We start from the raw sequence: 13,439 nt of genomic DNA on the forward strand, positions 1-13,439 counted from the left end.
CACGGCGGTGGTGCATGCCGCCGGGGTGATCGATGACGCGACCGTGGAGTCGCTGACACCCGAGCGCATGGCGCCGGTGCTGGCCGCGAAGGCCGACGCAGCCTGGAACCTGCACGAGCTGACCGAGACCGCGGGCCTGTCCGGCTTCGTCCTCTACTCCTCGGCCGCGGCGGTCATGGGCAGCCCCGGGCAGGGCAGCTACGCCGCCGCGAATGCGTTCCTGGACGCACTCGCCACCTACCGCCGCGACCGCCACCGGACCGGCCAGTCGTTGGCCTGGGGACTGTGGGCCCAAGCCTCGGAGATGACCGGCCACCTGGCGGGTGCTGACCTGTCCCGTGCGCGCCGTGGCGGCATCCAGCCGTTGACGACGGAGCAGGGCATGGCGCTGTTCGAGGCCGCTACCGTGTTGGGCGCGCCCTTGGCGGTCCCGGCCCGGCTGGATCTGACGGGACTGTCTCGCGGCGGAAGGCCGGTGCCCGCGCTGCTGCGGGGTCTGACCACCGGTGATGTCTCCGCTCGCCCGACCGCGGCCATGGCAACGGTTGCACCTGCGGGTGGCCTGGCGGCGCGTCTGGTCGCGCTCGGTCCTACCGAGCGTGAGCAGGAGGTTCTGCAGATCGTCCGGGCCGGCACCGCCGTCGTCCTGGGCCATGCCGGCCCTGGGGAGATCGACTCCCAGCGGGCGTTCCGGGACATGGGCATCGACTCGCTGACCGGGTTGGAGCTGCGTAACCGGCTCGCGAACGAGACCGGCCTCACCCTGCCCGCCACCCTGGTCTTCGACCAGCCGACACCGCTGGAGGTCGCCCGGTTCCTGGTGGCCGAGGTGTGCGGGACGGAGCTGGTCGTCGATGCGGCGGCTGTGCCGGCGGTCCGTGTCGCTACGGATGAGCCGGTGGCGATCGTCGGTATGGGGTGCCGGTTCCCAGGCGGGGTCGAGGACCCGGACGGCTTCTGGCAGCTTGTTGCTACGGGGACCGACGCGATGTCGGGCTTCCCGGAGAACCGGGGCTGGGAGACGCCCGACCTGTCCGATTCCGCTGACGGGAGTACCGCTTTCGCCCCGGTGGGCGGGTTCCTGGACGGCGCTGGTGAGTTCGATGCGGAGTTCTTCGGGATCAGTCCGCGTGAGGCGTTGGGGATGGATCCCCAGCAGCGGCTGCTGTTGGAGACCTGCTGGGAGGCGCTGGAGGACGCGGGCATCACCCCGGGTTCGCTGAAGGGGACCGACACAGGTGTCTACGCCGGCATCATCACATCGGGATACCGGATCACTGAGCAGGACGGTGCTGGTGGTTTCGGCCTGACCGGGACGACGGCAAGTGTGGCGTCGGGTCGGGTGGCGTACTCGCTGGGGTTGCAGGGTCCTGCCGTCTCGATCGACACGGCGTGTTCCTCGTCGCTGACGGCCATTCACCTTGCGGCGCAGGCGCTCCGCGCGGGTGAGTGCGGGATCGCGCTGGCGGGCGGCGTCACCGTCATGGCCACCCCTGGGACGTACAGGGAGTTCGCGCGGCAGCGGGGGTTGGCTGCTGATGGGCGGTGTAAGCCGTTCGCGGAGGCGGCTGACGGGACCGGGTGGGGTGAGGGTGTCGGGGTTCTGGTGTTGGAGCGGTTGTCGGATGCGCGGGAGCGTGGGCACCGGGTGTTGGCGGTGGTGGCGGGCAGTGCGGTGAACCAGGATGGCGCGTCCAACGGGTTGTCGGCGCCGAATGGTCCGTCGCAGCAGCGGGTGATTCGGGCGGCGTTGGCGAGTGCGGGGTTGCAGCCTGCTGATGTCGATGTGGTGGAGGCGCATGGCACGGGTACGGCCCTGGGTGATCCGATCGAGGCGCAGGCCCTGCTGGCGACCTATGGTCAGGGCCGGCCGGAGGGTCGGCCGCTTCTGTTGGGTTCGGTGAAGTCGAACATCGGTCACACGCAAGCGGCTGCGGGTGTGGCGGGTGTGATCAAGATGGTGCAGGCGATGCGGCACGGGATGCTGCCCCAGACCCTGCACGTCGACGCCCCATCGTCGCACGTGGATTGGTCGGCCGGAGCGGTGGAACTGCTCAGCACGCCGCGGGAGTGGCCGGTGGGGTCCGGTCCGCGGCGTGCGGGTGTGTCGGCGTTCGGGATCAGTGGCACCAACGTCCACCTGATCCTTGAGCAGCCCGCGCAGGATGCGGCTGCCGTGGAGATTCCTGTCCTGGAGGGGTCGGGGTCCGGGGGTTCGGTGGTGTGGGTGGTGTCGGCGCGGTCGGGTGGGGCGTTGGCTGCGCAGGCGGGTCGGTTGGCGGAGTTCGTGGGGGCTCGTCCGGGGGTTTCGGTTCGGGATGTGGCGTTGTCGTTGGCGGTGTCGCGGACGACGGCCTTCTCGCATCGTGTGGTGGTCGTCGGGGAGGACCGTGAGCGGTTGGTGGCGGGTCTGGGGGCGGTCGCGGCGGGCCGGGAGGCGCCGGGTGTCGTGACCGGTGTGGTGTCCGGGGTTGCTGGTTCGGTGTCTGGGCCGGTGTTCGTGTTCGCGGGTCAGGGTGCGCAGTGGGTCGGGATGGGGTTGGAACTGTGGGATGGGGAGCCGGTGTTCGCGGCGGCGATGGAGCGGTGTGCTGCTGCGTTGGAGCCGTTCGTGGAGTGGCGGTTGCGTGATGTGCTCGCGGATGCGGGGTTGTTGGGGCGGGTGGATGTGGTGCAGCCGGCGTCGTGGGCGGTAGCGGTGAGCTTGGCGGAGTTGTGGCGGGCCTACGGTGTAGAGCCCGTCGCGGTGGTGGGTCACAGTCAGGGTGAGATCGCGGCGGCGTGTGTCGCGGGCGGTTTGTCCTTGGAGGATGGCGCGCGGGTGGTGGCGTTGCGTAGTCGGGCGTTGGCGGGGCTTGCTGGCTCGGGTGGGATGGTGTCGGTGCCGGCGGGGTTGGGTGAGGTGGGGGAGTGGATCTCCGCGTGGGGTGAGGACTTGTCGGTCGCGGCGGTGAACGGCCCCCGCCAGGTCGTGGTGGCCGGTGCCGCGAGGGCGTGCACGGAGTTCGCGGAGGCGTATGCGGATCGGGGTGCGCGGCGGATCGCGGTGGACTACGCCTCGCACACCGCGCATGTCGAGGCCGTTGAGGAGCGTCTGGCCGGGGATCTGGCGGGGGTGTCCCCGGTTTCTGGTGCGGTGCCGTTCTTCTCCACGCTTGAGGCCCGTGTGCTGGATACGGCTGAGTTGGATGGTGGGTATTGGTTCCGGAATCTGCGTCGGACGGTGCGGTTCGGTGAGGTCGTCGCGATGCTGGCGGCGGAGGGTCATCGGGTGTTCGTGGAGGTGAGTCCGCATCCGGTGTTGGGGTTGGCGGTCGCGCAGGCCGGTGAGGACCTGGTCGCTGCGGGCACGTTGCAGCGCGGCGATGGCGGCCGTAACCGCTGGCTGACCGCACTGGCCGGAGCGTACGCCGCCGGTGTTGAAGTGGACTGGGCGGCGGTGACCACCGCCGCCGGCGCCAGCAAGGTGACTCTGCCGACGTATCCGTTCCAGCGCGAGCACTACTGGCCCAAGGCTGTAGCCGGTCACGGGGACGCTCCGTCGATCGGTTTGGAGCGGGCTGGACATCCGTTGCTGGCGGCGGCCGTGTGGTTGGCCGAGGGCGACGGGCTGGTGCTGACGGGGCGCCTGTCGCTGGGGGCGATGCCGTGGCTGGCCGACCACACCGTCCACGGCACCGTCCTGCTCCCGGGCACGGCCTTCGTGGACCTGGCGGTCCACGCCGGGGACCTGGCTGGGTGCGGCACGTTGGAGGAGTTGACGCTCCAGGAGCCGCTGGTTCTGCCGGGCCAGGGTGGCGTGCAGCTTCAGGTCCACGTCGGTGACAGCGAAGGCGACAGCGGCCGGCGGACCGTCACGGTCTCCTCCCGTGACGGCGACGGCGAGTGGGTGCGGCACGCGGTCGGCGTGCTGACCCCGGTCGGCGGTGAGCCGACCCCTGCTCCGCTTCCGGTCTGGCCGCCCGCGGGTGCGGAGCCGGTTCCCGTCGACGATGCCTACGAGAAGCTCGCGCAGCGTGGTTACGGCTACGGTCCGGCGTTCCAGGGTCTGCGTCAGGTTTGGCAGGCCGGGGACACGGTCTACGCCGAGGTGGAGCTGCCGCAGGCCGCGGAGGCCGATGCAGCCGGGTTCGGTCTGCACCCCGCTCTCCTCGATGCGGCCCTGCACGGTCTCCTGGCCGTCGGCAGCAGCAACGGCAGTGGCGGAACAGGGTTGCCGTTCGCGTGGTCGGGGGTGCGGCTGCTGGCGAGCGGTGCCCGCCACCTGCGGGTCACCCTCGTCCGTGGAGCGGGTGACGTCTCGGTCACGGCGTTCGACGGTGTAGGTGAACCGGTTCTTCAGGCACGGTCGTTGGCGATGCGTGAGGCATCGGCCGGTCAGCTCGCCGGGCCGGAGCGGCAGGTGCGGCAGTCGCTGTTCACCGTGGACTGGGTCCCGCTGCCGGCACCTCAGCCCGTTGGCATCACGGTGCCGTGGGTGCGGCACGGTGAGTCGCTCGGCTCCGCGCCGGTGGTGGTGGCGGTGGTTCCGGCTGCCGAGCCGGGGGTGTCGGCGCCGCGGGCGGCTCAGTCGGCTGCCGCGACGGTGCTGGGTTGGGTGCAGCAGTGGCTGGCTGATCCCGAGACGGACACCGCGCGGCTGGTGGTCTGGACCCAGGGAGCAGCCGCCGGCCAGAACCTGGCCGCCGCAGCGGTGACGGGCCTGCTCCGCTCGGCCCAGTCCGAGCACCCCGGCCGCCTGGTCCTGGTGGACGTCGACCCGTCAGCCGCTCTCGACCCGACTCACGACGCCGACGTGGACACCCTCCTGGCCGTGGCCCTGGGAACCGACGAGCCCGAGATCCGCATCCGACCCGAGACCGGAGGAGTCGCGGCGTTCGGTCGGCGGTTGGTCCGGGCCGGGGCGTCCGGGGAGCTGGTGCTGCCGGGTGGTGCGGGTTGGCGGGTGGAGGTTGCTCGGCCGGGTGACCTGGGCAGTGTCGCCGTCGTCGACGCTCCGGAGGCGGATGCGGCGCTGTCGGCGGGTCAGGTGCGGGTGGGGCTGCGTGCGGTGGGCGTGAACTTCCATGACGTCGTGGGTGGTCTGGGGATGGTCGTGGATGGCCGGGTCCTGGGGATGGAGGGTGCCGGGGTCGTGCTGGAAACCGGCGCCGCAGTCGACGGACTTACGGTGGGCCAGCCGGTGATGGGTCTGCTGCCGGGTTGGGGCCCGGTCGGGGTCGTGGACAGCCGGCTTCTCGCACCCATCCCGCACGGTTGGTCGTTCCAGCAGGCCGCGGCGGTACCGGCGGGGTTCCTGACCGCGTTCTACGCGCTGCGGGATCTGGCCCAGGCCCAGCCCGGTCAGCGGGTCCTCATCCACGCCGGTACGGGTGGTGTCGGCACCGCTGCTGTGCAACTGGCGAAGATGTGGGGTTTGGAGGTGTTCGCGACGGCGAGCCCGGCCAAGCAGCCCGCGCTGCGGGCGATGGGTGTGGCCGACACCCACATCGCCTCGACCCGCGACTTGGTCTTCTGCGAGCGGTTCCTTGCCGTGACCGGTGGCGAGGGCATGGACGTGGTCGTCAACGCCCTGGCCGGGGAGTTCACGGACGCGTCGCTGCGGCTGCTTCCGCGGGGCGGCCGGTTCGTGGAGATGGGCAAGACCGATATCCGCGATGCGGCGCAGGTCGCTGCGTCCCACCCGGGCGTGATCTACCGGGCGTTCGACCTGATGGACGCCGGTGTGCCGAGGGTGGCGGAGATGCTGGCCGAGCTGGGAGTGATGTTCGAGGCGGGGACGCTGGTTCCGCCGCCGGTGACGTGCTTCGAGCTGTCGCAGGCGGTGGCGGCGCTGCGCCATCTCCAGGCCGCCCGGCATGTGGGCAAGGTCGTGCTGAACGTTCCGGCCCAGTGGGACCCCGAGGGCACGGTGCTGGTGACCGGTGGGACCGGGACGTTGGGTGGGGAGTTGGCCCGGCATCTGGTGGACGTGCGTGGCATGCGGCATCTGCTGCTGTTGTCCCGGCGGGGTCCGGCGGCGCGGGGGGTGGCGCGCCTGGTCGCGGAACTCGCCGGATCGGGTGCGGAGGTGCGGGTGCAGGCCGGCGACGCCGCCGACCGCGACGCCCTCGCCTCGGTCCTGGCCAGGGTCGCTGCTGACCGGCCTCTCACGGCGGTGGTGCATGCCGCCGGGGTGATCGACGACGCCACCGTGGAGTCGCTGACGCCCGAGCGCATGGCGCCGGTGCTGGCCGCGAAGGCGGACGCGGCCTGGAACCTGCACGAGTTGACGGAGGGCGCGGGCCTGGCGGGCTTCGTGTTGTACTCCTCGGCTGCGGCGGTCATGGGTAGTGCGGGGCAGGGGAGTTACGCCGCCGCGAACGCGTTCCTGGACGCGCTGGTCGCCTACCGCAGGGAACGGCACCTGGCCGGCCAATCGTTGGCGTGGGGGCTGTGGGCCCAGGCGTCGGGGATGACCGGTCACCTGGAAGGTGCGGGTCTGTCCCGCCTGCGTCGCGGTGGTGTTCAGCCGCTGTCGACGGAGCAGGGTTTGGCGCTGTTCGAGGCGGCCGCCGCGCTGGGTGCGCCGCTGGCCGTCCCGGCCCGGCTGGACCTGAGCGGGCTGTCCCGCGGCGGAAGGCCGGTGCCCGCGCTGTTGCGGCGGCTGACTGCTGGTGATGTCTCCGCACGCCCGACGGCGGCCGCTGCTGCGGATGCCGGTGGCCTGGCGGCCCGGTTGGCCGCGCTTCCGCCCGCTGATCGCGAGCAGGAGGTCGTGGAGGTCGTTCGGGCCTCTGCGGCGGTGGTTCTGGGTCACAGTCGCCCTGAGGACATTGATCCTCAGCGGGCGTTCCGGGACATGGGCATCGACTCGCTGACCGGGTTGGAGCTGCGTAACCGGTTGGCGAACGAGACGGGCCTCACCCTGCCCGCCACCCTGGTCTTCGATCAGCCGACGCCGTTGGAGGTCGCCCGGTTCCTGGTGGCCGAGGCATGCGGGGCCGGCGGGGTCGTCGGGGAGACCGCTCTTCCGGTGGTCCGTGTCGGCACGGACGAGCCGGTGGCGATCGTGGGCATGGGGTGCCGGTTCCCGGGCGGGGTCGAGGACCCGGAGGGCTTCTGGCAGCTTGTTGCTACGGGGACCGATGCGATGTCGGGCTTCCCGGTGAACCGTGGCTGGGAGACGCCCGACCTGTCCGAGCCTGCCGACGGGGGCGCCGCTTTCGCCCCGGTGGGTGGATTCCTGTATGGCGCTGGTGAGTTCGATGCGGAGTTCTTCGGGATCAGTCCGCGTGAGGCGTTGGGGATGGATCCGCAGCAGCGGCTGCTGTTGGAGACCTGCTGGGAGGCGCTGGAGGACGCGGGCATCACCCCGGGTTCGCTGCGTGGCTCCGACACGGGTGTCTACGCCGGGATCGTCGCCTCGGGATACCGGATCAGTGAGCAGGACGGGGCCGGCGGCTTCGGGATGACCGGGACGACGGCGAGTGTCGCGTCGGGTCGGGTGGCTTACTCGCTGGGGCTCCAGGGTCCTGCCGTCTCGATCGACACGGCGTGCTCGTCGTCATTGACGGCGATTCACCTGGCCGCGCAGGCGCTGCGGTCCGGGGAGTGCGGGATGGCGCTCGCGGGCGGCGTCACCGTCATGGCCACCCCTGGGACGTACAGGGAGTTCGCTCGGCAGCGGGGGTTGGCTGCTGACGGGCGGTGCAAGCCGTTCGCGGAGGCGGCTGACGGGACCGGGTGGGGCGAGGGCGTCGGGATGGTCGTCCTGGAGCGGCTGTCGGATGCCCGTGAGCGTGGGCACCGGGTCTTGGCGGTCGTGGCGGGCAGCGCGATCAACCAGGACGGTGCGTCCAATGGGTTGTCGGCGCCGAATGGTCCTTCGCAGCAGCGGGTGATTCGGGCGGCGTTGGCGAGTGCGGGGTTGCAGCCGGCTGATGTTGATGTGGTGGAGGCGCATGGCACTGGTACGGCCCTGGGTGACCCGATCGAGGCGCAGGCCCTGCTGGCGACGTACGGTCAGGGTCGGCCGGAGGGCCGGCCGCTTCTGTTGGGCTCGGTGAAGTCGAACATCGGTCACACGCAGGCGGCGGCTGGTGTGGCGGGTGTGATCAAGATGGTGCAGGCGATGCGGCACGGGATGGTGCCGCAGACGTTGCACGTGGATGCTCCGTCGTCGCATGTGGATTGGTCGGCGGGGGCGGTGGAGTTGCTGACGGCGCCGCGGGAGTGGCCGGTGGGATCCGGCCCGCGGCGGGCTGGGGTGTCGGCGTTCGGGATCAGCGGCACCAATGTGCACCTGATCCTTGAAGAGCCCACCGTGAACGGATCTGCGCTGGAGGGGTCTGACGGCGGTGGACGCCTCGTGGATGCCTCGATTCCGGATGCCGCTGTCCTGGAAGGGCCAGAATCCGGGGGTTCGGTGGCGTGGGTGGTGTCGGCGCGGTCGGCTGGGGCGTTGGCTGCGCAGGCGGGTCGGTTGGCGGAGTTTGTGGGGGCTCGGCCGGAGGTGGGGGTTCGGGATGTGGCGTTGTCGTTGGCGGTGACGCGGACGACGGGGTTTGCGCATCGTTTGGCGGTGGTGGGTGAGGACCGTGACCAACTGTTGGCGGGTCTGGTTGCGGCGGGTCGGGGGGAGGTGGTGCCGGGTGTGGTGTCTGGTGTTGCTGCTTCTGCTTCTGCTTCTGGTTCTGGTTCTGGTGTTGGTGGTGGTCGGGTGGGGGTGGTGTTTTCGGGTCAGGGTTCGCAGCGGGTGGGGATGGGTTTGGGTTTGTGTGGGGTGTTTCCGGTGTTTGCTCGGGCGTTTGATGAGGTGTGTGAGTGTTTTGAGGGTTTGTTGCCGGGGTCGTTGCGTGAGGTGATTGGTGTGGGGGGTGGGGAGTTGGATCGGACGGTGTTTGCGCAGGCGGGGTTGTTTGCGGTGCAGGTGGGGTTGTTTCGGTTGTGGTCGTCGTGGGGTGTGGTGCCGGATTGTGTGGCGGGTCATTCGTTGGGTGAGGTGACGGCGGCTTATGTGGCGGGGGTGTGGGGTTTGGAGGATGCGTGTGCGGTGGTGGCGGCGCGGGGTCGTTTGATGGAGGGGTTGGGTGGGGGTGGGGCGATGGTGGTGTTGGATGCGTCGGGTGTGGAGGCGGAGGGGTTGGTGGCGGGGCGTGTGGGGGTGTCGGTGGCGGCGGTGAATGGTCCTCGGCAGTCGGTGATTTCGGGTGTGGGGTCGGTGGTGGAGGAGTTGGCGGGGGTGTGGCGTGCGGGGGGTGGGCGTGTTAGGCGGTTGCGGGTGGGTCATGGGTTTCATTCGCCGTTGATGGATCCGATGTTGGGGGAGTTTCGGGGGGTGTTGGAGGGGGTGTCGTTTGGTGAGCCGGGGTTGGTGTTGGTGTCGGGGGTGGTGGGGGCGGATGTGCGGGATCCGGGGTATTGGGTGGGGCATGTGCGGGGGACGGTGCGTCATCACGATGTGGTGGAGGCGATGCGGGCGCGGGGGGTGGGTGTGTTTGCGGAGTTGGGTCCGGATGGTGCGTTGTCGGCGATGGATGAGTCGGGGGTGTCGTTGTGGGTTCCGGCGTTGCGTGGGGGTGGGGATGAGGCGGAGTCGGTGGTGCGGGCGGTGGCGGGGTTGTATGCGGCGGGTGTGGATGTGGATTGGGCCGCGGTGGCCACCGCAGCCGGCGGGGGTGGGGGTGCGAGGACGGTTGCTCTGCCGACGTATCCGTTCCAGCGCCGGCACTACTGGCCCAAGGCCGTCAGCGCGCGTGGGGATGTTTCGTCGGTGGGGCAGGAGCGGGTGGGGCATCCGTTGCTGGGTGCAGCGGTGTGGTTGGCCGAGGGCGACGGGTTGGTGTTGACGGGGCGCCTGTCGTTGGGGGCGATGCCGTGGCTGGCCGACCACACCGTCCACGGCACCGTCCTGCTCCCGGGTACGGCCTTCGTGGACCTCGCAGTCCACGCCGGTGATCTGGCCGGGTGCGGCGTGCTGGAGGAGTTGACGCTCCAGGAGCCCCTGGTCCTGCCGGGCCAAGGTGGTGTGCAGCTTCAGGTCCACGTCGGTGACAGCGACGACGGCAGCGGTCGCCGAACGGTCACGGTCTCTTCCCGTGAAGGGGAGGGCGAGTGGGTCCGGCATGCCGTGGGCGTACTGGTCCCGGGCGGTAGTGAGCCCGTCCCGGCCCCGCTTGACGCCTGGCCTCCGGCGGGTGCGGAGCCCGTTCAGATGGATGGCGCTTACGAGAACTTCGCCGAGCGTGGTTATGGCTACGGCCCGGCGTTCCAGGGCATGCGTCAGGTCTGGCGCTCCGGGGACACCGTCTATGCCGAGGTGGAACTGCCTGAGGTCGTCGACTCCGATGTGGCCGGGTTCGGTCTGCACCCGGCGCTGCTCGATGCCGCTTTGCACGGTCTCCTGGCCGTCGGTAGCAGCAACAGTAGTGGCGGGGCGGGGTTGCCGTTTGCGTGGTCGGGGGTGCGGCTGTTGGCCGGTGGTGCCCGCCATCTGCGGGTTGTTCTGGCCCCGGCGCAGGGGGGTGTCTCGGTCACCGCGTTCGACGGTGTGGGTGCACCGGTGTTGGAGGCGCGGTCGTTGGCGCTGCGTGAGGCATCGGCCGGTCAGCTCGCCGGGCCGGGGCGGCAGGTGCGGCAGTCGCTGTTCACCGTGGACTGGGTCCCGCTGCCGGCATCTCAGGCCGTTGGCACTGCGGTGCAATGGGTGCGGCACGGCGGGGCTGAGCTGGCGCCCGTTGTTGTTGCCACGGTTCCGGCCGCGGAATCCGGGGTGTCGGCTCCGCGAGCGGCCCAGTCGGCTGCCGCGACGGTGCTGGGTTGGGTGCAGCAGTGGCTGGCCGATCCCGCCACCGATGATGCGCGGTTGGTGATCTGGACCCAGGGCGCGGCTGCCGGCCAGGACCTGGCCGCCGCGGCGGTGACGGGTCTGCTCCGCTCGGCCCAGTCCGAGCACCCCGGCTGCCTGGTCCTGGTCGACGTCGACCCGTCAGCCGGTCTCGACCCGACCCACGACGCCGACGTGGACACCGTCCTGGCCGTGGCCCTGGACGCCGACGAGCCCGAGGTCCGCATCCGTCCCGCTACTGACGGCGGGAACGTCGCGGCGTTCGGCCGGCGGCTGGCCCGGGCGGGGGCGGCCGGCGAACTGGAGCTCCCCCGTGGTTCGGGTTGGCGGGTGGAGATTGCTCGGCCGGGTGACCTGGGCAGTGCCGCTGTCGTCGACGCTCCCGACGCGGGCGTGGCGCTGTCGGCGGGCCAGGTGCGGGTGGGCCTGCGTGCGGTGGGCGTGAACTTCCGCGACGTGGTGACCGGGCTGGGGATGGTCTCCGACGGCCGGATCCTCGGCGGGGAAGGTGCGGGTACCGTCCTGGAGATCGGTCCCGGGGTGACCGGCCTGACGGTTGGTCAGTCGGTGATGGGTCTGGTTCCGGGCTGGGGCCCGGTCGGGATCGTGGACAGCCGGGTGCTGGCCCCGATCCCGCAGGGTTGGTCGTTCGAACAGGCTGCGGCGGTGCCGGTCGGGTTCCTGACCGCGTTCTACGGGTTGCGGGATCTGGGCCAAGTCCAGTCCGGTCAGCGGGTGCTGATTCACGCCGGTACGGGTGGTGTGGGTACGGCGGCGGTGCAGCTTGCCCAGGCGTGGGGGCTGGAGGTCTTTGCGACGGCGAGTCCGGCCAAGCAGTCCGCTTTGCGGGCCATGGGCGTGGAGGAGAGCCATATCGCCTCGACCCGTGATCTCGCGTTCCGCGACCGGTTCCTGGCTGTGACCGGTGGCGAGGGCATGGACGTGGTCCTCAACGCGCTGGCCGGGGAGTTCACGGACGCGTCGCTGCGGTTGCTGCCGCGCGGTGGCCGGTTCGTGGAGATGGGCAAGACTGATATCCGCGACCCCGAGGAGGTGGCCCAGACCTATCCGGGCGTGGTGTATCAGGCGTTCGACCTGATGGACGCGGGCGAGCCGCGGGTGGCGGAGATGCTGGCCGAGCTCGGTGCGATGTTCGAGGCGGGCACGCTGGTGCCGCCGCCGGTGACGTGCTTCGAGTTGTCGCAGGCGGTGGCGGCACTGCGCCACCTCCAGGCCGCCCGCCATATCGGCAAGGTCGTCGTGAACGTCCCGGCCCAGTGGGACCCCGAGGGCACGGTGCTGATCACGGGCGGCACCGGGACCCTGGGCGGGGAGTTGGCCCGGCACCTGGCCGGCTCCCGGGGCATGCGGCACCTGCTGCTGTTGTCCCGGCGGGGTCCGGCGGCGCCGGGTGTGGCGCGCCTGGTCGCGGAACTCGCCGGATCGGGTGCTGAGGTGCGGGTGCAGGCCGGCGATGCCGCCGACCGCGACGCCCTCGCCTCGGTCCTGGCCAAGAACGCGGTCGATCGTCCGTTGACGGCGGTGGTGCATGCCGCTGGAGTGATCGACGACGCGACCGTGGAGTCGTTGACGCCCGAGCGTATGGCGCCGGTGCTGGCGGCGAAGGCGGACGCAGCGTGGAACCTGCACGAGTTGACCGAGGGCGCGGGCCTGGCCGGCTTCGTCCTGTATTCCTCGGCCGCAGCCAGCGTGGGCAGCCCCGGGCAGGGCAGTTACGCCGCCGCGAACGCGTTCCTGGACGCGCTGGCCGCCTACCGCCGGGAACGGCACCTGGCCGGCCAGTCGCTGGCGTGGGGGTTGTGGGCCCAGACCTCCGAGATCACCGGGCAGTTGGCCGGTGCCGACCTCTCCCGTCTGCGCCGTGGCGGCATCCAGCCGCTGGCGACGGAGCAGGGGCTGGCGCTGTTCGAGGCGGCCGCCGCGCTGGGCGCGCCGCTGGCGGTCCCGGCCCGGCTGGACCTGGCGGCGTTCACTCGCGGCGGAAGGCCGGTGCCCGCGCTACTGCGGGGGCTGGTCGCTGGTGGCGTCGCCGCACGCCCGACCGCGGCCGTTGCCGCGGATGCCGGTGGCCTGGCGGCGCGGCTGGCCGTGCTCGGCCCTGCCGAGCGTGAGCAGGAAGTCCTGGAGATCGTCCGGGCCTCTGTCGCCGTCGTGCTGGGCCACGCACACCCCGGGGACATCGATCCCCAGGGGGCCTTCCGGGACATGGGCATCGACTCCCTCACCGGGCTGGAACTGCGCAACCGGCTTGCGAACGAGACCGGCCTCACCCTCCCCGCCACCCTGGTCTTCGACCAGCCGACACCACTGGAGGTCGCCCGGTTCCTGTGCCCGGAGATCGTTGCGGACACGGTGGTGGAACCGGCGGTCCTCACCCAACTCGCCCAGCTTGAATCAATCCTCTCCGAGATACCCGCGGACAGCGAAATGCGCTCCGACATCACGGCCCGGCTGCGGACCGTGCTGTTGAAATGGATGCGCAACCAGGAGCCGACCGCGGAGAACACCGCGGCGCAGAAACTCGAGTCGGCCTCGGCTGATGAAGTCTTTGACTTTATTGCTAAAGAGCTAGGAGTTTCCTGATCCCATG

General features: G+C 71.0%; 1 protein-coding gene (running past one end of the window). It reads left to right on the plus strand.

The annotated features are described in order from the left end of the window. Positions 1–13,432: the 3' portion of a type I polyketide synthase gene (locus RVR_RS31495; RefSeq protein ID WP_202237300.1), read on the plus strand. The gene continues 11,630 nt to the left of window position 1, outside the view; 13,432 of the gene's 25,062 nt are visible here — the last part of the coding sequence; the start codon falls outside the window, past its left edge; the stop codon is at positions 13,430–13,432. Positions 13,433–13,439: the final 7 nt, after the last annotated feature.

Origin of the sequence: Streptomyces sp. SN-593, from assembly GCF_016756395.1 — a bacterium.
Classification (GTDB): domain Bacteria; phylum Actinomycetota; class Actinomycetes; order Streptomycetales; family Streptomycetaceae; genus Actinacidiphila; species Actinacidiphila reveromycinica.